Genomic DNA, 25345 nt, shown 5'->3' with positions numbered 1-25345 from the left:
ATTATGGCCAATAAAACGTCGCCAGAATACGCCATGCTTCCAGCAGGAACCATTGTTAAATGGGGTAAGGTGGGTGATTTACCTACCGCTTTAAAGCCGCTAGAAAACTGCAAAGCTATTGGTGCCACAGGTCTAACGGGTAGCTTTGTGGATTGCACCACGCTAATTGATAAAAACAAGCAGTTTATTTCTGATATGCCAGAAGGCCCTGAAAAAACACTGGGCTTTATCGATGATCCTGAAAATGCAGATTTTGCGGCTTTTTTGAATGCGGCACAGGCGCGTGAAACGGTGCAGTTCTTCATTGAACTTCCCAATAAACGTACCGCAACGATGATCTTAGCGTTATCAGGTTGGGAGATGGCAGATATTAGTGCGCCAGCAAGTGAAGTTATCCAGATCTCAGTTAAAGGCAAACAAAACAACCTAACTTGGGGTGTAGTTGCATCAGGAGGTACAAAATAATGTCCTTGAAAGCTTCATTGTTGAAAGCGTCCCCATATGTTGAAGAACATCCTATTTTAGGGGTAAATGTCTTTATTCGTCGTTTGACTATCGCTGAACTTGATGAGTATGAGCATGATTTACAAGAAGCTCAGAAAACGGGGTTCAGTTCTGATGCGAGTAAAGCGGGTGCCAAACTTATCTTAAAGGCTATTTGTGATAAAGATGGACGGCCTATTCCGGGTGAAGATCTGCCTACAGCAGATGAACTTATTCAGGCGCACGACACGCCGACTTTGCTGTCAGCAATGTCATTCGTGCAAAAATTTAGTTATGGCTCCGTAGAGGAAGCGCAAAAAAACTAACCAACTCACCCTATCTTAAGTTTATTTTCCAATTGGCTGATCGATGGGGTGAGCCAGATCCGAGAAAAATTGCTCAATTGCCTGCCGACATCATCACCCACTGGCAGGCATTTTTTATGCCTGAGCAAGAAAATACCACCAAAACCCAACAAACGACTGCATCAATAGCGAGTGTTCGCACTGATATTGAATCGCAGTGTCATGATGTAATGAGGGCAATAAATGGCTGACGTTGCAAGTTTAGCGGTTGCGTTACACCTCAACGCAGCCTCTTTTAAATCTCAAGTTTTTGATGCCTACGATTCTGCCAGTAAAGAATCGAAAAAGTTTGCACAAGCTGCCTCTAAAGATGCAGGGCAGACCGCCAGTAAATTACTGGAAGTTTCAGCGAATGCGCGAAAAGCAGGGGCAGATCTCTCTGCTTCCGGTCAATTAGCACGTCACTCTCAAATGGGATTCGCTCAATTACGTACAGCATTAACCAATGTTTCGGCAGGCTCTAATGTAGCAACCAGCAGCTTAATTGGTGGCTTTATTCCTGCACTTGAGCGCTCTTTAGAGAATGTGAATAACGTTAAATTCTCGCTCGTAGAACAACAGCGAGTCGCGCAAGAAGCTGCGCGCGAAGCAATGAATTTATCTCGTGCGCAAATTGAAGGCGCGCAAGCGGACAGGAAAAGCGCGCAAGAAAAGCTTAATTTGGCGAATAAAATGCGAGAAGAAGCTATTGCTCGGCGGGAGCAAGCATTTGCGCTTGATGAGTTTTTAGAAAAGCAGGTGGAGGTTAATAAACAGCATGGCATTTCGGTCAGCTATGCGGAAGATCATGCAAAAAATGCCCGCGTTATCCGTGAAGCTAATATTGCCGAAGCTGAGGCTAAACGGCGAATGGCGAGTGCAACAAAGGACATAATAGCGGCGGATAAATATGAGGCTGACGGTAAAAAAGGATTGGTCTCGGCAACGAATCAACTCACAGAAGCAAGTAAAGAGCTTACCTTTTCGCAACGTGCAGCAGCCAGCAGTGCAAGTCTGTTTAAAAGCGCATGGGGAATGATGGGCGGTGCGGTTGGTATTGGGATCATGGCATCAGCAGGCGCCTTCACTTATCTTTATTCCCAGTATCAGCAAGCCGAAGAGCGCCAAAAGGCCTTTAATGCTGCATTGCAAAAAGGTGGATTGGGGCTAACAACAACGGCTTATGATCTGCGTAACCTCGCTAATGAATTGGGTGGTACCGCTGAAGCCTATAAATCAGTTGCCGCCGCCGCTTCTGCGGGTTTTTCTGGCGATTTATTACAGCAAGTTTCTGAGCTTGGCGTTCAGATGGAAAAATCAGGTGGTAACGTAGATGAACTGATCTCTAGGTTAGTAGCATTAGGCGAGCGACCAGTTGAAGGGCTGCAAAAGGCAATTGACGCAGGGCATATTATTGATGCTCAAATCATGGAAAGGATAGCAAGACTAGAGCGGGAGGGGAAAAAACAAGAGGCTGCTAGTGCGGCCAGACTAGCAGCAACAGCGGCAGAAAGCGAATATAACAAGAGTACCAAAGAATTTGCAGATCAACACATAGAAAGAATTAAAGATTTAAACAAGGCTTATGCTGGATTGCAAATGACAGTACGCAATTTAGATATGGGCGATAAAGATCCATTTCTCGGAATGTACGTAGCCGCTAAAAACCTACTAACCAACAAGCTAAAACAGGAACAAGAAGAGCGACAAAAGGAACAATTTGAGCAACAAAAAAGTTTAACTGACAACTTAAAGCTTCAGATTAACTTTAATGCGGCATTTTCTGCGGGAACTGATCAGCAAAAAGAACGTATTGAAAGGCAAAGGCAATTTAAAGAAATGCTAGATAAAGGAACTATCTCAGCGAATGAATATGAACAAGCCCTTAAAGGGTTGGATAAATTGTTTTCTACGCCGAAAAAAACAGGTGGTAGCTCTGTTATTGACGAAGGAAAACAACGCATAGAACAGCTCCTACAACAAGGTGCAGCATTACATGCGCAACTAATGGAAACTGAAGGGTTAACAGCATCTGAGCGTAAGCTCGCCTCATTCGAGCAGGAGCTGCTTGGGTTACAAGGACAGCATTTAAATGTGCGCCAAAAAAGTATTCAAGCACATTCATCTGAAATTCGCGCACAGTTACTTAAAAATGCCGAGCTTGAAAAAGAGATAAAGTATAAAGAGCTGCGTAAAAAATTTGATGATCAAAATTTTGAGGTCATGCAAAAAACTTCAAAATTAAGCCAAGGTGCAACAAATCAGATATTACAGATGACGATGAGCCAGCCAGCTTATGATTTAATGCTGGAGGAACAGCGTATTCGTGATGATTTTCGCCAGAAGCGTTACCAGTTAGACAAGGAGGTTTCTGATAAAACTACACAATTATATGCAGATCAAACAATTTTTTTGGAGTCTGAAGAGCAAAAGCAGATTGAGATAGCGCGCCAATCATCTAAGGATAAATTACTTGCGCAAAAAGATGCTTATGCCGGTATGGCTAAAGGCGTTCAGGACTTTGGTGATACGGCGAACAATGTTCATGAGCAAATGCGGACAATCACTCAAAACTCACTGGATAACATGTCTTCTATGATGGCGGATTTTGTAACCACCGGAAAGTTAAATTTTGCAGATTTTGCACAATCTATTGTCAATGATATCACTAAAATGATATTCAAGATGATGATTTTTAATGCATTAAAATCAGGATTAACGGGTACTGCATTTGGTGACATGATAGGTTTTAAAGCTGAGCCTAACGCCAAAGGAAACACCTACCAATCACCGGGGCTCAGTGCTTATAGCAATAGTCTAGTCAAGTCACCTACGTTATTTCCATTCGCAAAAGGTGGCGTTCCGGGGGTAGGGTTAATGGGCGAGGCGGGGCCGGAAGCGATTATGCCGCTAACCCGAGGGCGAGATGGGTCGCTGGGCGTTAGAGTGCTTGGGCTAGATCTACCTCAGCAGCAAGTTCCTAGTATTATTATTCAGCAAACTTTTAATGTGACAGGGAATGGTGATCAGGCTCTCTACGAAGCTATGCAGGAAGCTGCAAGAGTTGGAGCTAAGCGAGGGTCGGATGATGCACTAGCTAGGATCCAGCGTGATTTTCAAACAAATGGAAAAATCAGAGGAACGTTAGGGAGATAATGATGGTGCTTGAATGGCCTGTATCTGTAGCTCCAGCCAACATGAGCTGGCAATTGATTAGCAATAGTAAAACATTTACCTCTTCGTTTACGGGTAGTACTCAGACCGTACGATTCCCTGGTAGCCACTGGCGTTGTACGTTAACATTCAACAATCTAACAGAATTATTATCACGTGAACTTGAGGCTCTAATAGCTTCTCTTGATGGAGAGAGTGGGCGGGTCAAAATTAGCCATTGGGTGAGAACTGGCTTAACAGGGCGAGGGGATCCGGTTGTTGCTACGCCCAATCAAACAGGGCGAACAATACAAACTAAGGGGTGGGTGCCGAATACTGTTGTTTTACGAAAAGGTGACTATCTGACGGTGGGCAATGAGCTAAAAATGAGCACGGAAAATGTTATTAGTGATAAGGAAGGGAATGCTCTAGTGTCTATTTCGCCAATGCTACGGATCTCGCCTGCGTTAAATGAAAAAATTGAAACAATTAAGCCGTTTGGTATTTTTAAATTAACCAGTAACGATCAGGGGAGTTTTCAGTATCGACCCGGCAACTTTTCTAATGTCACAATCACACTGGAGGAGGCTTTAGCTTAATGCTTTATCATCCCTTTTCTAATGATATGGTTAAGGCGGTTAATGAAGGCTTTGAATTGGTTGTTGCGGCGAAGTTAGATCTGAAATCCGGTGTAACAAGAGCGCACACGGGGATAGGTAATCTTGTTATTGCCGGAGAGGTTTACCCAGGGGTAGGTTCTTTTGGTAAGATAGAACCTATTTCTGAAGCTAATTCAACCAGCCCTCAGCAACTTATTTTATCACTTTCTGGTTTTGACTCTCTTTTAGTGGCTGATGTTATGAACGAGCGGAGTCGAGGTCGGCAGGTTAGTGTTATGCTTGTGGCTTTAGACTTGGAAGGTAAACCTGCTCTAGCGGAGGTGATTTTTGCTGGGCAAATATCTAATATTGGTGTCACAACAGGCAATGAAAATGAAGTTTCGGTTACTGTATCGAATCGCTTCGAACGATGGTCTCAAGGGTTACCGGATAGATTTACCGATGAGTCGTGGCAAAAACGGCATGTTGGCGATCGTATATTTCGATTTGTAGCTCAAATGGCTGAGCGCGCCATTTACTGGGGGAGCAAAAAAGACGCTCCAGCGTTTATTTATAAGTAAATATCTTTTATCCTGAAATAAATGGCATATTTTATTGGACTCAATAATGAAAAAAGAAATGGTTTATGTTTTGGGATCTGTGGGAGTGTTGATTGTCATTTTTATGATTGTTATGTTCTTCAAAGTAACAGATAGTAAAATTTATTCTGCTGTGCAGGATGCCGTATCAGAATCGTTACTTGATCCGAGGTCAGCACAATTTAGCAAACTTAAGATAGTAGACAGATCCAATGAGGGAAAATCTTCTAATATGAAAGTTTGCGGATATGTTAACTCTAAAAATTCTTTTGGTGGATATACGGGTAATAAGGGATTTTATGCTTTTGTTTATATTAATGGTGCAAATATATCCGTAGGTAAAAAACCAACTATAGAAAGTGATTGGCTAACGAAAGGGATGTTTGAACAGACCTGTAATTATTAATTTAGCGTTTATAAAGGAACCTGCTTCGGCAGGTTTTTTATGTGCGGAGATCATCAAATGCGACACATCAACTGGACAACTCGACTCCCTCAAACACTACAAAATGCAATGCAAAAACCCTTTGCATGGGGTGAGCATGATTGCTGTTTATTTGCGGCGGATTGCGTGATCGCAATTTGTGACTTTGATCCGTGTGAAAGTGTGCGAGGTCGATACAAAACTAAATCGGGCGCAGCGCGGGTGCTGAAATCCGAGTTTGGTGATATCGAGTCAGCACTATCACGCTTCTTCGTTGAAATCCCTGTAGGTGCAGCAAGTCGCGGTGACATTGTTCTGTTTGAGGGGGACGAAGGTAAAACTCTTGGCGTGTTGTGGGCGAATAAAATTTGGGCAGTTACTGAAGAAGGGGCTAGACCCGTAAGGCATCAACCAACGAAGGCATGGAGAGTAGAGTAAATGGGTAAGACAGTCACCAATATCGTTTCTGCTGGCTTGATGGTTGCAGGTGTCATTGTTTCGGGCGGGTTGGGTGGTGCGTTAATTGCCGCAGGTTTGGCTGTGCAGACTGCCGGCTCAATGATCTTCAAAGACAAAATGCCTTCCGGCTATCGTGACCAATCAGAACGCAAGCAGATGTTGCGTTCACCCACTGCACCAGAAACTATCATTGTTGGTAAAACAGTATGCTCAGGGTTGTTATTCTTTGCAGAAGAAGAAAAAGGCGAACAAACAGAAAATGAGCGTTTATTTCTAGCGTTAGCAATTGCAGCACATAAACTTGATCACATTGGCCAGATTTGGTTGAACGATGATTTAATCGGTGAGTTTGGTGATAAAGCAGAGTATGAATTTCATAACGGCCGCACTGATTGTGATCCGTATATGCTGAAAAATGCCCCTAGCTGGAAAGAGGATATGATAGGGGATGGCCTCGCTTGGTTGCGCTTAACGCTAAAGTATGATGCTGAAAAATTCCCGTACGGTGTGCCGAATGTCAAAGTCGAAGTATGGGGAAAGCAAATCTATGATCCGCGCACTGATAAGACAGTGTGGAGCAATAACGGCGCGTTGGTTATTCTCGATTACTATCGTAGTTATTTAAGTGTGCCTGATTCCGACATTGATTTTGATGCGTTCAAAGTAGCTGCTGATTTATGTGATGAACCAGTTACTACGCCTGAAGGAAATGCCGAGCCTCGCTACACAATCAACGGCGCTTATGAGCTTTCCGAATCGCCAGCATCGATACTTGATCACATGCACAAATGCATAGCCGCTGAGCCTACGTACGTAGCGGGCAAGCACGGCATTTTAATGCAAGCTTATAACGGTCCTGCTGTGTTACGCATCGAACCCAATCAAATCATCGATACCGTTAATATCACGCCAGAACTTGCGCTACGAGATGCAACCAATGCGATTTACGGTACGTTTGTCGATGCAGAGCAACAGTACATTAAAACCGATTTTGAGCCGGTCATTGTTGATGAATGGGTTGATGAAGATGGGCTAGAAATTAAAGAAAATATGGACTACCGCTTTGTTAGTAGCCCATACCAAGCAGCGCGATTAGCTAATCTCTATCTACGCAAAAAGCGCGCAGGTCGCCGCATTCAGCTAAAAATGAACATGGATGGTTACGCCTACAGACCAGGAGATGTTGTTTTATTAAATCTACCTCAAATAGGGATCCAAAACTTTGAATGCCGCGTTGCTGAGTGGAAGTTTCATCCACAGGAAGGCGTTGATATTCTCCTCGAGGAGGACGGCGCTTACATCTATGAAGATATTATTGGTAAGCCATTTGTTAGACCGCCATTTACTGTTTTACCGACTGGCGGGGTAGCTCCACCGCTTAATCTTACATTTGTGGCCACGAATATCGGTGAAGTGGTTCAGGGTTATTTGAGTTGGCAATCAGCAGCTGCAGATGTTCGCTATAACACGGTGAATATTCTTGAAGCTGGCAAGGTTATCCAATCGATTCAAGTACCGAGTGACCGTGTTGATTTATCTGGGCTTGTGCGCGGCTCTTATCGTGCTGAAGTTCGTTCTATCAATGCTGCTGGAGCAATGTCTGCACCTGCAATTGTTGATTTTGATATTCAAGCCCCGCCTAAACCCGTGAGTGTTGAAATGGTTGGCGGTATGTTCTCACTAACCTGTATTCCGCACGGTGGCGAAACAGCGCAACATGGTTATACGTTTGAGTTTTGGTTCAGCGATAAAAAACTGGCCAGCACGAATGATCAGGACGTCACAACGAAAGCTAATCGTCAAGGTCAGGGGCAATTCTGGACAAAGGAGAATTTAAAGGCTGGTACCGATTATTGGTTTTATGTTCGTACGGTTAACAGCTATGGCAAGTCTCAGTTTGTTGAAGCAGTCGGTCAAGCTAGCGGAACGCCAAAAGATATGCTTGATGAGTTAGGAAATAATTTCCTTAGCAATGAAGCCGGCCAAATCATGCAAGAGCAAATTGACTTCAGCAAAAATGAAATCGAAGTCATCGCGCGTGAACAGTTAGAGATTAAGCAAAATGTTGTTGATATCGACGGCAAGACAATTGACCTAAATAACAAAGTTGTTCAAATCAATACTGATGTTGCAATTGTGAATGAAGCTGTCATGCAGAATGCAATTAGCTTAAATAATGTCACTTTTCGATTAATGGAGGAAGAAGGTACTCGAAAAGCAGAAATACTCGATGTTCGCGAGATTATTATTGATGACCAAAAAGCCTTTGCGCGTTATCAATCTCAAGTTTCTAGTCAGTTTGAGTATGTTGGCGCAGATGTCTATAACTTGCAGCAATCATTAGCGACAACAAATGAAGCTTTTGCTCAGCAAATGAGCCAAGTTCGTGCTGATTTAAACGCAACAAACGATGGTATGGGCAAAATTGCTGCACGTGTGACAACAAACGAAGAAGCTACGGCAAATATCGAGAGGTCACAGGCGAAGTTTGAACAAGTGACACTCGCAGAATTCGAATATCAGCGTGCGTATATTAATCAAATCAGCAGTGCCTTTTCAGATCAGCAAATGTCAATGTCAGAAGCAATTATGCAGACGACGGCACAGTTTAACTCTTTGAATGATAAGCAGCTAAAATCCGAAGCGAAAATCACGAAAAATGAGAAAGCGATTGCAACAGAGACAGAAGCCCGTGCAACGATGGGGGTTCAGCTAGAAGCGCGCATTGATAACAATGAAAGCGGAATAACTGAAATTAAAGAAACTGTTGCGGAGCAGGGTAAAACTATTGCATCAACGACTGAGCAATTACGTGCTGAAATCAAAACGGGTGACGAAAAATTACAAGGAGATATTGATAACCAAGGCCGTGAATTATCTAAAGTCAGCAGTAGCATTGATGAGCAAAAGCTCGCCATTGCCGAACTTGATAAAACACAAACGGAGCTCAAGCAAACTCAACAGAGTAATTATGAAGAGAACAATGCACACATTGCTAATCTTCAGCAAACTATCGCTAATAGTGACAGTGCTAATGCTGAAGCAATTATGCAAACTACAGCGCAAACAACACTTAATCATAATGAAAACTTAAAAGTTAAAGCTAGCGTCGAACGACAACAGAAAACAATCGCTAATCAGCAAGAGGCCCATGCTGAGCTTTCTGAGAAAGTCGATGCACAGTATGCAGACAATCAAGCTACCTTTGTTGATATTCGTAAATCAATCGCAGAGCAAGACAAAGCACACTCTGAGCGTACAGAGCAAGTACGTGCAGAACTCGGAAAAGACATCAACTCGAACAAAGAGGAGTTATCGAAAGTTAGTGCCGCTGTCACGACGAACACAAAAGCGATAGCGAAAACGGATGAGACTGTCACGGAGCTTCAGCAACTTCAAACAGCTCAGTTTAATGATAACAGTTCATCCATTGCGAATGTGCAACACACGCAAGCGAATGCGGATAGCACCAGCGCTGAAAGCACATTGCAACTTGCAGTTCAGCAGAATCAGCAAGGCACTGAGATTTTGCGTGCTAAAGCTTCTATCCGTGAAACTAACAAAATTGTTGCTGATAACGATAAAGCTTATGCGCAGAAGTTCACGCAAATTGATGCTCAACTCGGTGAGAACGGCGCTCGTTTTACGCGAGTAGAAGAAGCGCTGGCAGATACTCAGCAATCAGTTGCAAAAAGCCATGAGCAGCTCAACGCGAAGTTTGATAGCAGGATTAACACCGTTCAAGCTCAAATTGACACGCAGAAAGAAGCGATTGCGAAGCAAGACCAAGCGATTGCTAAAGTTAACACAGATTTATCTACTCGAATCGGTCAAGCAGAGTCGTCAATCAGTGATAACAAGCAGTCAATCAGCGACAACGAGCAAGCTTTGGCGGATTTCAGTCAGTTGACGAGAGCTGAGTTTGACAATCAGCAGGCAGCGATTGAGCAACGTGGGCAAACCATTTTTGACCACAACGGCAATGGCTCTGCTATCTACACAATTAAGACCGGCATCAACTGGAACAATCAATATTACGATGCGAAATTCATGATGGGAGCGGAAGTAAGAAACGGCAAGGTGGTCACACAAATCGGCTTTAGCGCCGATACGTTCGGCATTTTCAATCCATCCAGCGGCAAGTTAGAGCCAGTTTTCTTTGTTGAAAATGGGCAGGTGTTTATCAATGAAGCGTTTATTAATCAAGCGACAATTGAAAAGCTGTTAATTGGTTCGACTATCAAATCCAAAAATTGGGATCCTTCAGCTAAAAAAGGTCTCATGCTGGATTTTGAAAACGGGAAGCTGATTGCAAATGACGCTGAAATAACCGGGAAGATTTATGCAACTGATGGTGAGTTTAATGGAACTGTTTATGTTGAAAAGTTAATTGGCGATAATGCGGTAGCAGCAACTTACAAGTATGCCACCAAAGAAGAAATCCATGGTAGTAAATATGACCAAGTCATTGAGTCAAAGATCATTTATACAGGGGGGATGCCGTATGATGTTGATTTATTAATGCCAACGATGCAGTTTGAGTCAGCAGGGTCTTATTCAGACGCAATTATCGATGCCTATGTTCAAATCATTATTGATGGGGTAACACATACACCGCAAACAACAGAGGTGATAAATGGAAGTTCATGGAAATTAGTTTGCTCATTCTACGCAACAATACCAGCTAGCAAAAAAGACGTTGTCGTTACAGTTAGATACACCACATATCATGCAGGGAAGTGTACGACTAAGATACTGCCAGCAATGGTTATTGCCTGCAAACATAACTCATCATCATTTAAAATCAGTTAAAAGTCTATCACATAAACAAGCCGCTTAATTGCGGTTTTTTTGTATCTAAATTTCGGAGAATATTATGTACAACGTAGGAACAGTCACAACGACAGCAAACAGCACAAAGTTAGTGGGAGTAGGTACTAAGTGGAAAGATAACAACTCACTCGTTTCAGCAGAGCAAGTGATTTTAATTCAAAACGGGTCAACAATTTACATCAACAGCATTGCGTCTATTCAGAGCAACACAGAGATAACACTGAGTTTCCCTGTGCCTGCATCGGTGAGCAATGCACCGTATCAAATACTGACAACGATGGTGAATTCCGTTTCAGATGCAGCAAACAAAGTTGTTGCCATGAACGTTGCGAATGTGCAGTTCAGCGATATCTTAAATCGATGGGCGACAGAAAGCGGTACAATTACAGTGACGTTGCCCGATGGAACAACACAGCAACTGAGAACGGCGAAAGAAATGGATAAGCAGCTTGATGGGAAGTTTGATAAAGCGGGTGGAACTATCTCTGGTGATGTGACTTTCAGTAAGAACGCAATCAAATCGACTAAAGGGACGCATGTCTTGCCTGACAAATACGGCACGCTAATGCAAGTTGGTGATTATGGGATAGGAGGCTCTATGAATGGTAGCTACCTAGGGAGTGTCGAAAATTTTGAAAAAAATAAAGTTGGTATTTTTAATGCATCACACAACGTCGAAGGAATGACAGAGCTTGGCATAACGGATTTTTACGGTTCATGTATTGTTACTAAATACAATAATTCAATAAACAATCAGGTATTATTGTTGGGGAACTTCGGCAAAGATTGGTTGCAACTTGTAAGAAAGGGCGGAAGCGATGCTAGAGTAGAACGATGTATCTTTTATAGTGATAAAAACACAACCAAAGACTCCAACGGCAACTTAAAAGCAGCATCGCCAATTGTGAAATTATTTGCTGATCACATTGAGCTTAACGAAGAGTCAGAAGGCGTTGAAATGGAGCACCTTGGTATTGGCCATTACCTCATCAAAGGTGTTGTGGGTTTTAATGCAGATGGTGCATGGGGTATCAATAACGGCTTTGTCATCCCTCAAGACCATAACGGTAAAAACATGGTGCTTATTGATTACAAGGTGAGACCTGATGGTGATATTGAAGTTTTTGTTTTCCACCAACAGAACGCTGACCTACCGGAGCGTTTTCAGAACAAGCGCATTAAGCACTTTGATGAAGACGGCAACCCTGTTTACTACGAAAACTACGAGCCTTGTGACGTACCTGAGTCTCGCTGGATAGATATGCGTGTCGAAATGCCACCGAACTCTATCTACAATCCCAAGAAAGCAGAATCAGAGCGATTAGCAAAAGAAGCAGCAGAGAAGCAAGCGGAAGAAGAGGCTAAACTTGTAGCAGAGGAAGCTGAAAGGGCAGAGCAGGGAAGCTACTGATCATTAGATAAGCAAAAGCCCCTAATATAGGGGCTTATTCTCAGCGCTGACTTAGCTTGCTATCGCTACCTGTCGCGCTGGCTACAATGGACGCACCTTAGAGTAGTCTTTAAGCCTGTCAATTAATTATAAAACTAACGCAGGAGACACTAATTTCAATTACACAGACTCAAGGCGAACAACATCGCCCTGTTGCTTTTGTTTTCTCTCAAGCCGCCTTTTCAGTCTAGCCACGGATGAGCCAACGGAAACTTTGCGTAAAGAACCATTTTCAATTACGTTTGACGAACAGTGTTCACTTGAGATAGCGCTGCTTGCACTTAACTGCACGTCAAGATTTTCATCTAGAGTTTTAAGCATATCTCTCACCTTGTCGTAAACATACGTTTTATATAATGAAACATCTTCCTGAAATTCTTGATATCGACTTAGGTTTCCAAATTTATTACACTTTACCCAAGGTTTTATGTTTGGGGTGCCGCCAGTTGCGAAATCTTTTAATGATGCATTATTCATAGCTCCGACTATATTACAACCAAAATCACTAATAAAGGACTTTTTTCTTTCGGCAAAGTGAAAGAAGTCACATGCGTGCAATCCACCACTGCCTATGCAGAATAAATTTGACATTCTTTTCCTGCGCTCTACGCCGGATAAGGTATTATCACCATAAAATCTTCCTCCATGAAACTCAAGGAGCTTTCCATTTGACTCGGACACAATGATGGACTCTAAGGTTTCATCCGTTAAATTGGATATTAGTTTTATATAGTCTTCATCATTGATGAGCCCTAATATGGAGGCTTGCTCAACTAAAATTGGATTCTCATCGCCAGCAAATATAGTTATTTCTGAATCACATATGACAAACTTCCTTGTTGGATGATCGTCTATCGGCTTATTTTGTAACTTATACGTCCACCGAGAATCAACACTCCAAAATGCTCCCGGACGTCCAAACGCAGTTGTCATATTTAATACCAATTGTAGATATAACGGATCCGTAATATTTGACTTTGGTATAAATAATAACACACTTAAGTAAAAGTTTATATTTGTAAGTGATTGAAGCGTCATATTAAAAGAAAATTGCTTTCAATAATACTTACAATCTTTTTTTGATGAATAATTAGCGCATTTAGATCACTTATCAAAATATTCCATTTCGGCTTCTTGGGTTTCAGGAAGCCACTCACCATCATTCCAAATTTCTTCCAGCGTTTCTTCAATATAAGTTTTCTTCTCATTCTTCCCAAGACCATCAATCGATAAATTATCTTGAGTACCCCAATTAATATCGACTTTAAGATCAGAATACTTAGCACTTAATCTTTTTGTTACTTCATTTTTCAATGCTTCGAATGTGCCGGTAGGTAGTTGGCCTTTCTTGTTGCTGTTAAAACGGATCTTGATGGTCACCATAAAACACCCCCTTTAGATTAAATCAACTGGTTTTATATACAGTAAAATATAACTGTGATTATATACAGTAAAATAGCGTGAGAGATCAAGAAATTTTATTAACTTTTTATGGGGATTGAGAAAAAACAGTTCCCCAAAACTATTTGGCCATTACAGATAAATCAATGTATTAGAAGGGATGGTTAGTGACGTGAAATTCTTCATTTTTAGCGATAAATTAATTTTAAATCAAGAGGTTAAATTAATTCTTACTGTATGAATATTTGTCATATATAAAACCACTAACAATTTTGATAATAGAGACCCGCAGAAGACGGGCTGACGTAACATAGGCAGGAGGCCCAGAATCGTTACTCAGGCGATATTATCTTACGTACTATTAACTATTGGCAAGGTTTTTTAGACGTTAATCCTGTTATTTATAATTATCCGTACGATAAATAAATTTAATTAAATTATTTTGACAACAAAAAAGCCTGCTTTAAACAGCAGGCTTTAAAAGTTGAATAACACTGAGGGTTAGACGTGTTTCAAATCACCATCATCCTCTTGGTTAAAGATAGCTTTATCCGTTTCACCCATGAGTTGGCTGGTAACCGTACCAGCAGTCATAGAACCACTCACGTTCAATGCTGTACGACCCATATCAATTAATGGCTCAACTGAGATTAGTAAGGCAACGAGTGTTACAGGCAGCCCCATAGCTGGTAGAACAATCAGTGCAGCAAAAGTCGCACCGCCACCCACACCAGCAACGCCAGCAGAACTTACAGTTACAATACCCACTAAGGTGGCAATCCAGAGCGGATCAAAAGGATTGATCCCAACCGTCGGTGCGACCATCACAGCGAGCATCGCAGGATAGATACCGGCACAACCATTTTGACCGATTGTTGCACCAAATGAAGCTGAAAAACTTGCAATAGATTCAGGTATACCAAAGCGACGCGTTTGTGTCTCAATGTTCAGTGGGATACTTGCTGCACTTGAGCGACTAGTAAATGCAAAAGTTAACACTGGACCCGCTTTTTTGAAAAACTTAATTGGGCTTAACCCGGTTACCGCGATAAAGATGCCATGGATAATAAACATTAATGCAATGGCGACATATGAAGCGATAACAAAAGTACCTAAATTAATGATGTCTGACAGGTTAGAGCTTGCGACGACTTTGATCATTAACGCCATCACCCCATAAGGTGTTAAACGCATCACCAAACGTACTAATTTCATTGCCCACGCTTGTAATACATCAATCGCAGCTAATGCTTTTTCGCCACGTTCTTTATCATCTTTGAATAGTTGCAAGGCTGCAATACCTAAGAAAGCAGCAAAAATAACCACGCTGATAATTGAAGTTGGACTTGCACCAGTCAAATCAGCAAATGGATTTTTAGGAATAAATGATAAAATCAGCTGTGGAACAGTTAGGTCTGAAACTTTTCCAACATAATTACTTTGAATAGCATCTAAACGAGCGGTTTCTTGTTGGCCTTGTACCAAACCTTCAGCGGTTAAGCCAAATAGGTTAGCCATTAAGATACCAATCAGTGCCGCAATAGCTGTGGTTAATAGTAGCGTAGCGATGGTTAAGAAACTGATCCTGCCTAAAGAAGAGGCTTTGTGTAGGCGTGCGACAGCACTCAATATAGAAGCAAAAACCAATGGCATGATCACCATTTGTAATAGCTGTACGTAACCATTACCAACAATATTAAACCAAAGAATGGAGTCTTTAACTGTTTGATGACCATTGCCATAAACTAGGTGTAGCACGACACCGTAGGCAACACCGAAAACTAAACCAACCAATACTTTTTTCGACAGGCTCCAGCCCTTTGCCCCGAGTTTTGCTAATAGTATCAGTAGTGCTATAAAGACAAGCACATTAATTATTAAAGGAATATTCATTCCGAACTCCAATCGCAGTTTTTGAATTATGTTATTAGCGTTGCAACCTTAAAGGTTATAAGGGATTAGCTCATCCTAACAACTGGTTATATGTTATCAGTAGATAAATGACAATTCTTATACCGAAAAGTAATAACTTATGATGATTGATGCTTACAGTATATTACAAAACTGACACTTATGCAGAGTTATGCATATCTATTTGATTGTGAATATATTTTATAATGCCTTCAAATTGGCCATATAAATCAAAACTATAACTAGCGGGTAGCGAAAAAGCACAAACTGTCAATGCGATAGCAATAAAGCGTTCTGCACGTTTATTTGATTTACTGCGCAAGATAGGAAAACAGAAACGTATAGGCAGCGGCCATAAAAAAGGTACCCCCGAAGGGGTTAGCATATCGGCGATTAAATGGCTGATATAGCCAAGTAAGAAGGCTTGAAGTAAATCACTGGGAATTGGCCATTGTACCGCAAGCCATTGATAACATGTTATAGAAAGCAACAGCCAAGCAATTAGACTATGAGTAAATCCACGATGCCCACACAATTTGGAAATAGGTAATGACAAAATACGCAGCAACCGACCCGGTATAGAAGAAGGGTGATCGATATCTGGTAATAGTGCGCCGAGTAACGCGCCAGGCACCATATGCAGCCAATCACCTTGAGCAAGCTCAGGCGTTAATTCTAACTTATGTGCCATTACTAATGAGGCGACAGAAAATAGCAGGTGCCCTTCAGCGGTCATGGTGGATAAATTACCATCTGTTTATCTATACAGTTATACGGGCAGTATAAAGTGTTTAAAAAGAATATGATAGGGCTAAAAATGAAAAAAACTCTTAGTTATTAGTCGATAACGTTAGAGTTTTATACTTTTGTGCTCTATCCCTATCGATATGTGATAGGGATGAGTAAGAAAGCAGCGAATAGGGCGATTAGCGTAGGTATTTTTCAGTCAATTGCTCAAGTGAAGATAGCTTCACATCAGCAAGCCCCCAGCGAGGGTCGTTAAAGTGTTGTTTATCAGGAACAACAATCGAACGCATTCGAGCGGCTTTAGCTGCTATCATTCCATTAAATGAATCTTCTAACGATACACAATGAATTGGTTTGGTTTCCAATAAAGCAGCCGCATTAAGATAAACTTCAGGGTGCGGTTTGCTGTGAGGCAGCTCGGCCGCAGAAACAACCGCAGAAAAATAATCTCGAATTTCAAATAAGTTTAGGACTTTTTCTAGCATGTATTGTGGCGATGCAGAGGCTAATGCGATACGCAAATCCATTGAGCGGCAGAGATCAAGTGCATGGTGCACGCCTGAAAGAAGGGGACGCTGCTCTTCAACAAGCCCAATAACACGGTCAATGATCATCTGCTCGACTTGTTGAAGAGTATGGCCTTGCCATGGTGAAGCGTGGTACCAAAGTTCAACCACATGGTCGATACGCAAGCCTAATGTATCAGGCAGTTTGTCGGCAACGGAAAGGTCTAAACCTAGTTGACTAAAAACTTCGTGTTCAGCTTGTGCCCAAAAAGGCTCCGAATCAATCAGTAAGCCATCCATATCAAAAATAACGGATTGGATGGATAAGTTATGGTACATATCAAAACTCCATTCATAGCGTTTTTTAAGCCAACTTGAAACTGCTAGCCTTTTAGTGAGACACCGCATTGTAGCAAGTCAGCAACTGATTATATATATTTGAACATTTTTCTTTGTTAATAGCTTAGGAATTAATGAGTTAAATAATCTGAAAATCATTATCTGAGGAATATTAGCCAATGTAAATTTGGTGGCTTCTCAAAAATTCAGTTATGATTAGTTATAAAAAAAATTTTTGAGGGTTAATAATGAATTACCAGACTGCAAGTTATGTCGCAATCGGCAAGCGTATACTTGGTTGGATTGTTTTTCTTGTAGCATTAATTTCAACTTTAGCTTCATTGGTAAAATTGGCGGGTATGAAAGGATTAGAAGGTGAGGGGATTAATGCAGTAGCCAATGATTTTATTAAACTAATGGCAGAAATGACACGGCAAAGTACACCATTTTTGAATATGTTTTGGAATAATTCTCCTGTACCTCATGTCAATGAAGGGTTTTCAGGTGCAAATATTGGTTTTATGGTGATCTTTATTTTTATTTTTGTTGGCTTAGCGTTGAGTGCCTCAGGCCTACGTATGTACCGACAAATTAAATTTATTCGTGAAAGCCTTGAAGATCACGTTATTTTAGAAAAAGCCAAAGGTAATGATATTTCAAAAGAAGAGCTTGAGGCAAAAGTGACTATTCCTCGTCATACTATTTTCACCCAGTTCTTTATTCTTTATTTTTGGCCAATTGTATTCGGGATTGCGATTTACTTTGCTTTGAAATTATTGAATTGGTAAATCATCAGTTTATTGGCCCAGCAATTGTGTTGGGCCAACGTATCAATTATTTCCCATCAAGTAATTCATCAATAATAGAGCGTGCATGCACGTAACTCTTTTCAAGGCCAAAGATATTTGATTGGCAAAGTAAGTAATAGAGTTGGTAAATAGGCTGTCTTTTAATAAATCCGGCAGGTAGCGGCCATACGCTTTGGTAACCATCAATAATTTGGATAGGAAGCTCGGGGTATAGCGGGAGCATGGCGATATCACACTCTCTGTCTCCCCAGTAGCATGCTGGATCATATAACAGCCCATTATTCTCAGCAGTCATAGCACAGTTAGCGGGCCATAAATCACCATGCAATAGTGATGGTTGCGGTTGATGACCGGATAGCTTTTCTTTAACAACATCAACGATCCGTTGGATATCACCAAATACCATGCCTTTTTCTGCTGCCAATTGTAATTGTAAGCCAATACGCTTCTCTGCAAAAAAAGAGCTCCAGCGTTTTTCCCAGCTATTTGGCTGTACGATAGTGCCTAGCATGGTATCAAAATCGAACCCATAACTCGGTTGTTCCTCCCATTGATGGAGGTGAGCGAGTTGTTGACCAAAACGCCATGCATTAGTTGAATCGAAGTTTTTGAGGGGAAAGTATTCGAGAAGCAGGAAACTATGATGTTTATTACTACCCACACCATAAACTTTTGGGACAGTGATCGTGTTACTTTTAGCAAGCATTTCAAGTTGTTCGGCTTCTTGCTTAAACAAAGGTAAAAACTCACGCAGGTTTTGTTTTACAAAGATGGTATGTTGACCATAATCGATTTTCATCGTGTGATGAATATCACCGCCAGAGAGAATTTCTTTGTTATGAAATTCTGCTTCACCTAAGTGTTCGCTTAATAAACGATACATTGCTTGCCACATGACTCACCTCGCTTTGCTTTGGTCTTCACTATACTCGTCATACTTCAAGCTACAGGGGGAACTACGCTCAGCTAGTTGTTTTCTATACTCCTCCATCTATCTTCGCTTCTTGCCTACCTGCAACTCGAATTATTTAGTATATAACTCGATTCTATAGTGACAGTTTGGGAATTAACAGTAATAATTATTTAAAAAGAAGAGCCTATCACGAAATCAGTCACTTAGTTGAAAGCTAGTCTGGAAGTAATCATGAAGACATTACTTTTAAATTCTATTGATAAGTAATCATAATTAAATATTTAAATACGACTATCATTTGAATTTAATATTGAAGTCGCATTTAATCAAATAATTACTTATTGTAATTAATATTATTTGCTATATTTTCAATTGAATATAATTAAATTATTTTAAATCATAATTAGAATGTAATTATTTGATATTTATTCTTTGCCATATTTAAATTTGAAAGAGTAATGAAAATGAAACAAAAAATTGAAAATTATACAGGTCCAGCAGCAGGCTGGGGAGCCGTGAAAGCCGTCGCAGAAGCTATTCGTGGTCAAATGAATGTGAGTCACGATGTTATTGCTATGTTTGAAATGAACAAACCAGAAGGCTTTGATTGCCCTGGCTGCGCATGGCCTGATCCGAAACATTATGCTTCATTTGATGTATGCGAAAATGGTGCTAAAGCGATGTCATGGGAAGCCACATCAAAAAAAACAACCCCTGAATTTTTTGCTAAACATTCTGTAACTGAATTATTAAAATGGGATGATTACGATTTAGAAAATGAAGGTCGTTTAACTCATCCGGTTAAATATAATGCTGAAACTGATCATTATGAAGCGATTGAGTGGGATGAGGCATTCAGACAAATAGGTAAATGCCTAGCGAATTATTCAAATCCTAATACTGTTGAGTTTTATACCTCTGGCAGAACATCAAATGAAGCTGCATTTCTATATCAATTATTTGCCAGAGAATATGGTACGAATAATTTTCCAGATTGTTCAAATATGTGCCATGAACCAACCAGCGTCGGGCTAGCAGCCTCGATCGGCGTTGGAAAAGGAACCGTCCTATTAGAAGATTTTGATAAAGCCGATTTGGTTATTTGTATTGGGCATAACCCCGGAACTAATCACCCAAGAATGTTAAGTTCATTGCGTGAAGTTTCAAAACGCGGTGCAAAAATCATTGCCATAAATCCGCTTAAAGAACGTGGCCTTGAGCGATTTGAATATCCACAGGATCCCGCGGAAATGCTGACTTTTGATTCCACACCTCTGGCGGAGCATTATTACAAAGTGCGTATTGGTGGCGATACTGCGCTAATAAAGGGTGTCATACGCTGTATTCTGGAGCAAGATGATGAGGCAATTGCTCAAGGCAAGCCATCTATATTAGATAATGATTTTATCCAAACACATACTGTTGGGTTCGATGCCGTTAAACATGATGTCATGACGACGAGCTGGGAAAATATATTACGTGTTAGTGGGTTATCAAAAGAGCAAATAGAACAAATTGCTCAGTTATATATTGACGCTGATAACACGATTATTTGTTATGGAATGGGGATCACCCAGCACCAACATGGCACTCAGAATATCCAACAACTGGTTAATCTACTTCTGCTCAAAGGGAATATTGGGCGTGAAGGCGCGGGTATTTGCCCATTGCGTGGTCACTCAAATGTCCAAGGCGATCGTACAGTGGGGATCACTGAAAAACCAAGCAAATCTTTTTTAGATAAGATAGAGCAGCGTTTTGGTTTTAAACCACCAGCGGAATTCGGTCACGCAGCGGTGGCAAGTATGCAAGCGATATCCGAGGGAACAGCGAATGCTTTAATATGCATGGGAGGTAACTTAGCGGTTGCAATGCCTGATAAGGATGCCTGCTATCAGGGAATGAAAAAATTAGATTTAGCGGTACATATTGGTACTAAATTAAATCGTTCTCATCTATTAACGGCAAAAAATACCTTTTTATTCCCTGTATTAGGTCGTACTGAGCGAGATGAGCAAAAAACAGGACCTCAGAGCATTACAGTAGAAGATTCCATGTCGATGGTTCATGCATCGCATGGCAAGTTAAAACCTGCTAGCCCTTATTTAAAATCTGAATGTGCAATTGTTGCTGGTATGGCAAAAGCAACATTACCAAATACAAAGGTTGAGTGGGATGAATTTATCGATGATTACGATAAAATTCGTGATGCAATGGAAGCGGTATTACCTGGCTTTGATGATTATAATGCACGCATTCGTGTGCCGGGTGGTTTTCATTTAACCAATGCGGCTGCAGAGCGTCGTTGGCTTACTCAATCAGGTAAAGCTAATTTCCTGACCACGGAAGGCGTTATTGAAGATCCAAAATCCGCAGTAAACAGTGAGTTAGTATTAGCAACGGTACGTAGTCATGACCAATATAACACCACTATTTATGGATTAAATGATCGCTATCGCGGTGTGTTCGGTCAGCGAGATGTCATGTTTATTAGCGAAGCACAGGCTAAGAAGCAGAACTTAGCTGCGGGTGATAGGGTGAATATTATCGCATTAGATAGTGAACAAAAACGCACGCATCGTCGTTTAGATAACCTAAAAGTGGTGATTTATGATATGGCTGATCGTTGTGTAGTGACTTATTTCCCTGAAGCCAACAACTTAATTGCACTGGATAACTTTGATCCACAAAGTGGTATTCCTGCTTATAAAAATATTCCGATTGTGCTAGAAAAAGTTGATGTTGCATCTTAATTAATCATAAAAAGCCACCGCGATGGTGGCTTTTTTGTCTCTATTGAGTACTAAGCGGTCTGTAGCTTCTCTTTAGGTAATTTTGCTTTTCTACGTGCTAATACTAATTTGTTGTAGAGTAGCGCAATAATAAAGTAAACAGCTTGGGTGATCACAATACAAGGGCCTGTAGCGCCATCAATATGGAAGCTGACAATGGTACCTATCACACTAGAGGTTACGGAGGCGATAACCGCGACAACGAGCATCCATCCAAAGCTACGGCAGAGCACAAAGGCAATAATACCCGGCGAAATTAGCATTGCAATAACTAAGATGATCCCCACAGCTTGGAGGGAAGCAACAATTGTTAATGCCAATAATGAGAGCAGCCCATAGTGGATCAGTTTAACAGGAAGACCAATGACTCGCGCTTGATTTGGGTCGAAGCAATATAGCATAAAATCTTTACGTTTTAGTAAGATAACAGCAATAGTAATGCCTGCAAACCACAAGTTTTGTGTAAATTCAGCGTCAGTGATCCCTAAAATATCACCAAATAAGATATGGGTGAGGTGTTGTTCGGTATCGATTTTAGCGAACATGACTAAACCAAGGGCAAACATCCCTGAGAACACAATCCCCATCACGGTATCTTCTTTGATACGGCTATTTTCTTTTAAATACCCTGTTGCAAAGGCACAAAATAACCCAGATAAAAACGCCCCTATAGCTAGAGGGATCCCTGCAACTGAAGCGATAACGATACCCGGCAGTACGGCATGGGAAATGGCATCCCCCATTAGAGACCAACCCTTTAATACTAAAAAGCAGGATAAAATAGCGCATACCGCACCAGTAACAATCGCCGTGATAATTGCTTTTTGCATAAAAGGAAAGATAAAAGGCGCGGTTAGTAAATCAATAAAATCACTCATTTGCGGCCTCCTGCTGCTTTATTTTATGCAGGTTTTCAACTTCGCGTTTTGCTTTACGGCGTGATGCAAAAACACCATGTTTTGGTGCAAAGAAGAATGCCAGTAAGAAAATAACTGTTTGTAACGTAACGATTAGCCCACCAGTTGCACCATTTAGGAAATAACTGGCGTAAGCACCAATTGCACTCGTCGCGGTACCAATAGCAACCGCAATAATTAATAAGCGCTTAAACTGATCTGTTAATAAATAAGCGGTTGCCCCTGGAGTCACAACCATCGCAATCACTAAGATAGCGCCAACGGTTTGCAATGCCGCAACAGTACAAGCACTTAATAAGGTGAAGAAAATAATCTTCAAACGTAGAGGATTTAAACCGATTGAACGTGCATGGCTTTCATCAAAAAACACAGCGAGTAAATCTTTCCACAGAGCGACTAGCACAATAAATGAAATTGCGATAATGATTTCAACTTGCAATACATCAGCATCAGCAATACCTAGGATATTACCAAAGATGATGGTTTGCACATTCACTGAGGTAGGATTCAATGAGACAATTAATAGACCCGCAGCAAAAAATGTGGAAAAGATAAAACCAATCACAGCATCTTCCCGCAGTCGAGTTATATGTTTAATAAAAGTCATGGCGAGCGCGGCGAGGATCCCTGTAAAAAATGCGCCAGCGGCATAAGGGAGTCCGAGTGCGTAAGCACCAGCAACACCGGGTACAACAGAGTGGGAGAGGGCATCTCCCATCAGTGACCAGCCTTTGAGCATCAAATAAGCGGAAAGGAAGGCACAAACGGCGCCAACAATCGCACTTACCCAAATGGCTTTAACCATATAGTTGTACTCAAAGGGCTGAAGTAACAACTCGATCATTGTGGATCCTTAGGCTGATTTGTTCTAACTGGGGCATCATGGTCATGACCATAAAAGACAGCGGCTCTTTCGTCATCGGTGATAACTGTAATGGAACGAGGGTCATCATCATCATGCAGTTCTTGGCCAGACAGATTGATGTGGCGTAATACACCCCCAAAGGCCATTTGTAAGTTCTTCTGTGTAAATGTGGTTTCTGTTGGTCCACTGGCAAGAACAGTACGGTTGATTAAAATAACCTGATCACAAAACTCGGGTACACTGCCTAAGTTGTGCGTGGAAACTAAAATAAGATGCCCTTCGTCACGCAAACTGCGCAATAAATCAATAATGGCGTTCTCAGTTTTAACATCCACCCCTGTAAATGGTTCATCCAGTAATAATACTTTACCTTGTTGCGCGAGTGCTCGAGCTAAAAATACGCGTTTTTTCTGTCCACCGGAGAGCTCACCGATTTGGCGATGTTCAAGCCCAGCGAGGTCAACACGCTCAAGCGCTCGTTTGACGGCTTCTTTGTCTTCACTTTTCGGGATGCGAAAGAAGCCCATTTTCCCATAACGGCCCATCATCACGACGTCAGAAACCAGTACAGGGAAATTCCAATCCACTTCCTCGGTTTGCGGAACATAGGCAATAATATTTTCTTTTAGAGCGGCTTTAATGGGTTCATTGTTTAATGTCACGCTACCAGACGATGGGGTAACTAGCCCCATAATGGTTTTAAACAGGGTTGATTTACCACTGCCATTTACGCCAACCAACGCACAGATTGATCCGCCAGTGATATTAAAGCTTGCATCATAGATTGCCGTGTGGCCGTTGTTATAGGTGACTGTAGCGTCATCAACGACTAAGTTAGGGCGTTCAAAGCGGTTTGTATGACTCATTTATTGACCAAATCCTTTCGCTATTGTTTCTACAGTGGTGTTTAACAGGTCGATATAAGTAGGTACTGGGCCATCAGCGGTTGATAATGAATCAACATAAAGCATGCCACCATATTTTGCGCCCGTTTCTTTACTGACTTGGCGCGCAGGTTTATCTGAAATAGTACTTTCACTGAATACGACTGGGATGCTGTATTTACGTACGGTATCGATCACTTTTTTCACTTGCTGTGGTGAACCTTGTTCTTCCGCATTAATTGGCCACAGGTACACTTCTTTAAAGCCATAGTCTTTGGTGAGATAGCTAAAAGCACCTTCACTGGAGACTAACCAACGTTTGTCTTCAGGAATGCGACTTAAACGTTCGCGTAATGGCGCATCAAGCTGAGCGATTTGCTCTGCATATTTTTTTGCATTCTGATTGTAGATTTCTGCATTTTCTGGGTCATACTTCACTAGTGCTTTGCGAATATTTTCAATATAAATTTTTGCGTTTGCAGGTGACATCCATGCATGCGGATTTGGGTTGCCTTTATATTCACCTTCACGGATTGGCATTGGTTCAATACCTTCTGTGACTACAACCGCAGGTACATTTTGGAAATTTTCAAAGAAGCGTTGGAACCAAACTTCAAGATTCATACCATTCCATAAGATAAGATCAGCATCATAGGCTTTCATAATATCTTTTGGTGTAGGCTGATAACCGTGGATCTCTGCGCCAGGTTTTGTTATTGATTCGACTATTGCGGCATCACCGGCAACATTCTGTGCAATGTCTTGAATGATGGTAAAAGTTGTGACGACCTTAAACTTTTTTGCCAATGCAGGTTGACTTATCAACAAAATCGCAGATAAAGCAAAGAGAGCGGAAAGTAGGGGTTTAGAAAGTAGTGATATTTTTTTCTTCATTATTCAGATCCTGACATCATTGG

22 protein-coding genes are annotated in these 25345 nt (G+C 41.3%); 12 read left to right on the top strand and 10 right to left on the bottom strand.

From position 1 onward, the window contains the following. The first annotated feature begins 3 nt into the window (after positions 1 to 3). The 10 genes from M1E96_RS11905 to M1E96_RS11860 all read left to right on the top strand — a co-directional run bounded on the left by M1E96_RS11905 (position 4) and on the right by M1E96_RS11860 (position 12305). Positions 4 to 465 (top strand): phage tail protein, encoded by a 462-nt coding sequence (locus M1E96_RS11905; RefSeq protein WP_140181262.1) that lies wholly within the window; start codon positions 4 to 6, stop codon positions 463 to 465. Continuing rightward, on the top strand, positions 465 to 809 hold the full coding sequence (locus M1E96_RS11900) for a phage tail protein (protein ID WP_140181260.1): 345 nt from the start codon (positions 465 to 467) through the stop codon (positions 807 to 809). The genes M1E96_RS11905 and M1E96_RS11900 overlap by 1 nt, the downstream gene beginning before the upstream one ends. Positions 810 to 841: 32 nt before the next feature. Next, positions 842 to 1039, top strand: a complete 198-nt coding sequence (locus tag M1E96_RS11895) for a hypothetical protein (protein WP_369113680.1) — start codon at positions 842 to 844, stop codon at positions 1037 to 1039. After that, the gene (locus M1E96_RS11890) at positions 1032 to 3983 is read left to right on the top strand and encodes a phage tail tape measure protein (RefSeq protein WP_369427027.1); all 2952 of its coding nucleotides are present in this window, start codon (positions 1032 to 1034) and stop codon (positions 3981 to 3983) included. The genes M1E96_RS11895 and M1E96_RS11890 overlap by 8 nt, the downstream gene beginning before the upstream one ends. Next, positions 3983 to 4579 (top strand): hypothetical protein, encoded by a 597-nt coding sequence (locus M1E96_RS11885; protein ID WP_369427026.1) that lies wholly within the window; start codon positions 3983 to 3985, stop codon positions 4577 to 4579. The genes M1E96_RS11890 and M1E96_RS11885 overlap by 1 nt, the downstream gene beginning before the upstream one ends. After that, positions 4579 to 5160: a hypothetical protein gene (locus tag M1E96_RS11880; RefSeq protein ID WP_369427025.1), complete on the top strand. Its 582-nt coding sequence runs from the start codon at positions 4579 to 4581 to the stop codon at positions 5158 to 5160. The genes M1E96_RS11885 and M1E96_RS11880 overlap by 1 nt, the downstream gene beginning before the upstream one ends. Positions 5161 to 5206: 46 nt before the next feature. Next, a complete protein-coding gene (locus M1E96_RS11875) occupies positions 5207 to 5584 on the top strand; it encodes a hypothetical protein (RefSeq protein ID WP_140181251.1) in 378 nt (125 codons plus the stop codon). Positions 5585 to 5641: 57 nt separating this feature from the next. Next, positions 5642 to 6040, top strand: coding sequence for a hypothetical protein (locus tag M1E96_RS11870; protein ID WP_369427024.1), 399 nt, complete (start codon positions 5642 to 5644; stop codon positions 6038 to 6040). Next, the gene (locus tag M1E96_RS11865; protein WP_369427023.1) at positions 6041 to 10873 is read left to right on the top strand and encodes a DUF1983 domain-containing protein; all 4833 of its coding nucleotides are present in this window, start codon (positions 6041 to 6043) and stop codon (positions 10871 to 10873) included. A 64-nt stretch (positions 10874 to 10937) separates the two neighbouring features. Continuing rightward, entirely contained in the window at positions 10938 to 12305 is a 1368-nt protein-coding gene (locus tag M1E96_RS11860) for a hypothetical protein (RefSeq protein WP_369427022.1), read from the top strand. A 159-nt stretch (positions 12306 to 12464) separates the two neighbouring features. On the opposite strand, the gene M1E96_RS11855 is transcribed toward M1E96_RS11860, so the two are convergent. The 5 genes from M1E96_RS11855 to hxpB all read right to left on the bottom strand — a co-directional run bounded on the left by M1E96_RS11855 (position 12465) and on the right by hxpB (position 17248). After that, positions 12465 to 13277 (bottom strand): hypothetical protein, encoded by an 813-nt coding sequence (locus M1E96_RS11855; protein ID WP_369427021.1) that lies wholly within the window; start codon positions 13275 to 13277, stop codon positions 12465 to 12467. Between the two features lie 171 nt (positions 13278 to 13448). Continuing rightward, positions 13449 to 13727: a DinI-like family protein gene (locus M1E96_RS11850; RefSeq protein WP_369427020.1), complete on the bottom strand. Its 279-nt coding sequence runs from the start codon at positions 13725 to 13727 to the stop codon at positions 13449 to 13451. A 519-nt stretch (positions 13728 to 14246) separates the two neighbouring features. Continuing rightward, positions 14247 to 15638: an L-cystine transporter gene (locus M1E96_RS11845; protein ID WP_070925472.1), complete on the bottom strand. Its 1392-nt coding sequence runs from the start codon at positions 15636 to 15638 to the stop codon at positions 14247 to 14249. Positions 15639 to 15816: 178 nt separating this feature from the next. Continuing rightward, positions 15817 to 16392 (bottom strand): metal-dependent hydrolase, encoded by a 576-nt coding sequence (locus tag M1E96_RS11840; RefSeq protein WP_070925471.1) that lies wholly within the window; start codon positions 16390 to 16392, stop codon positions 15817 to 15819. A 190-nt stretch (positions 16393 to 16582) separates the two neighbouring features. Then, positions 16583 to 17248 carry a hexitol phosphatase HxpB gene (hxpB, locus tag M1E96_RS11835; RefSeq protein WP_070925470.1) on the bottom strand — a complete coding sequence of 222 codons (666 nt, stop codon included), beginning with the start codon at positions 17246 to 17248 and terminating at the stop codon, positions 16583 to 16585. Between the two features lie 248 nt (positions 17249 to 17496). Here hxpB and M1E96_RS11830 point away from each other — a divergent pair, with 248 nt between their 5' ends. Further along, positions 17497 to 18036 (top strand): YniB family protein, encoded by a 540-nt coding sequence (locus tag M1E96_RS11830; protein WP_070925469.1) that lies wholly within the window; start codon positions 17497 to 17499, stop codon positions 18034 to 18036. Positions 18037 to 18082: 46 nt separating this feature from the next. Here M1E96_RS11830 and M1E96_RS11825 read toward each other — a convergent pair whose 3' ends face one another. Continuing rightward, positions 18083 to 18952, bottom strand: a complete 870-nt coding sequence (locus M1E96_RS11825) for a fructosamine kinase family protein (protein WP_140179082.1) — start codon at positions 18950 to 18952, stop codon at positions 18083 to 18085. Between the two features lie 482 nt (positions 18953 to 19434). Here M1E96_RS11825 and M1E96_RS11820 point away from each other — a divergent pair, with 482 nt between their 5' ends. Then, positions 19435 to 21723 (top strand): FdhF/YdeP family oxidoreductase, encoded by a 2289-nt coding sequence (locus tag M1E96_RS11820; protein ID WP_140179084.1) that lies wholly within the window; start codon positions 19435 to 19437, stop codon positions 21721 to 21723. A 50-nt stretch (positions 21724 to 21773) separates the two neighbouring features. On the opposite strand, the gene M1E96_RS11815 is transcribed toward M1E96_RS11820, so the two are convergent. The 4 genes from M1E96_RS11815 to M1E96_RS11800 are packed head-to-tail and all read right to left on the bottom strand — an operon-like array spanning position 21774 to position 25322. Next, positions 21774 to 22640, bottom strand: a complete 867-nt coding sequence (locus M1E96_RS11815; protein ID WP_070925466.1) for a metal ABC transporter permease — start codon at positions 22638 to 22640, stop codon at positions 21774 to 21776. Further along, the gene (locus tag M1E96_RS11810) at positions 22633 to 23523 is read right to left on the bottom strand and encodes a metal ABC transporter permease (RefSeq protein ID WP_070925465.1); all 891 of its coding nucleotides are present in this window, start codon (positions 23521 to 23523) and stop codon (positions 22633 to 22635) included. Before M1E96_RS11810 ends, M1E96_RS11815 begins: the two co-directional genes overlap by 8 nt. Next, complete coding sequence (locus M1E96_RS11805; protein ID WP_070925464.1) at positions 23520 to 24410, bottom strand: manganese/iron ABC transporter ATP-binding protein; 891 nt, start codon at positions 24408 to 24410, stop codon at positions 23520 to 23522. The genes M1E96_RS11810 and M1E96_RS11805 overlap by 4 nt, the downstream gene beginning before the upstream one ends. Further along, positions 24411 to 25322: a metal ABC transporter substrate-binding protein gene (locus M1E96_RS11800; protein ID WP_140179088.1), complete on the bottom strand. Its 912-nt coding sequence runs from the start codon at positions 25320 to 25322 to the stop codon at positions 24411 to 24413. Positions 25323 to 25345 lie beyond the last annotated feature (23 nt).

It is taken from the genome of Providencia sp. PROV236, from assembly GCF_033676985.1.
GTDB lineage: Bacteria > Pseudomonadota > Gammaproteobacteria > Enterobacterales > Enterobacteriaceae > Providencia > Providencia manganoxydans.
This window is presented reverse-complemented; position numbering and strand designations above follow the sequence as displayed.

Excerpts from the sequence above, each read along its gene's own strand:
- M1E96_RS11905 (WP_140181262.1), top strand. The coding sequence starts at position 4 with ATGGCCAATAAAACGTCGCCAGAATACGCCATGCTTCCAGCAGGAACC.
- M1E96_RS11900 (WP_140181260.1), top strand. The coding sequence starts at position 465 with ATGTCCTTGAAAGCTTCATTGTTGAAAGCGTCCCCATATGTTGAAGAA.
- M1E96_RS11890 (WP_369427027.1), top strand. The coding sequence starts at position 1,032 with ATGGCTGACGTTGCAAGTTTAGCGGTTGCGTTACACCTCAACGCAGCC.
- M1E96_RS11885 (WP_369427026.1), top strand. The coding sequence starts at position 3,983 with ATGATGGTGCTTGAATGGCCTGTATCTGTAGCTCCAGCCAACATGAGC.
- M1E96_RS11880 (WP_369427025.1), top strand. The coding sequence starts at position 4,579 with ATGCTTTATCATCCCTTTTCTAATGATATGGTTAAGGCGGTTAATGAA.
- M1E96_RS11875 (WP_140181251.1), top strand. The coding sequence starts at position 5,207 with ATGAAAAAAGAAATGGTTTATGTTTTGGGATCTGTGGGAGTGTTGATT.
- M1E96_RS11870 (WP_369427024.1), top strand. The coding sequence starts at position 5,642 with ATGCGACACATCAACTGGACAACTCGACTCCCTCAAACACTACAAAAT.
- M1E96_RS11865 (WP_369427023.1), top strand. The coding sequence starts at position 6,041 with ATGGGTAAGACAGTCACCAATATCGTTTCTGCTGGCTTGATGGTTGCA.
- M1E96_RS11860 (WP_369427022.1), top strand. The coding sequence starts at position 10,938 with ATGTACAACGTAGGAACAGTCACAACGACAGCAAACAGCACAAAGTTA.
- M1E96_RS11855 (WP_369427021.1), bottom strand. The coding sequence starts at position 13,277 with ATGACAACTGCGTTTGGACGTCCGGGAGCATTTTGGAGTGTTGATTCT.
- M1E96_RS11850 (WP_369427020.1), bottom strand. The coding sequence starts at position 13,727 with ATGGTGACCATCAAGATCCGTTTTAACAGCAACAAGAAAGGCCAACTA.
- M1E96_RS11845 (WP_070925472.1), bottom strand. The coding sequence starts at position 15,638 with ATGAATATTCCTTTAATAATTAATGTGCTTGTCTTTATAGCACTACTG.
- M1E96_RS11840 (WP_070925471.1), bottom strand. The coding sequence starts at position 16,392 with ATGACCGCTGAAGGGCACCTGCTATTTTCTGTCGCCTCATTAGTAATG.
- hxpB (WP_070925470.1), bottom strand. The coding sequence starts at position 17,248 with ATGTACCATAACTTATCCATCCAATCCGTTATTTTTGATATGGATGGC.
- M1E96_RS11830 (WP_070925469.1), top strand. The coding sequence starts at position 17,497 with ATGAATTACCAGACTGCAAGTTATGTCGCAATCGGCAAGCGTATACTT.
- M1E96_RS11825 (WP_140179082.1), bottom strand. The coding sequence starts at position 18,952 with ATGTGGCAAGCAATGTATCGTTTATTAAGCGAACACTTAGGTGAAGCA.
- M1E96_RS11820 (WP_140179084.1), top strand. The coding sequence starts at position 19,435 with ATGAAACAAAAAATTGAAAATTATACAGGTCCAGCAGCAGGCTGGGGA.
- M1E96_RS11815 (WP_070925466.1), bottom strand. The coding sequence starts at position 22,640 with ATGAGTGATTTTATTGATTTACTAACCGCGCCTTTTATCTTTCCTTTT.
- M1E96_RS11810 (WP_070925465.1), bottom strand. The coding sequence starts at position 23,523 with ATGATCGAGTTGTTACTTCAGCCCTTTGAGTACAACTATATGGTTAAA.
- M1E96_RS11805 (WP_070925464.1), bottom strand. The coding sequence starts at position 24,410 with ATGAGTCATACAAACCGCTTTGAACGCCCTAACTTAGTCGTTGATGAC.
- M1E96_RS11800 (WP_140179088.1), bottom strand. The coding sequence starts at position 25,322 with ATGAAGAAAAAAATATCACTACTTTCTAAACCCCTACTTTCCGCTCTC.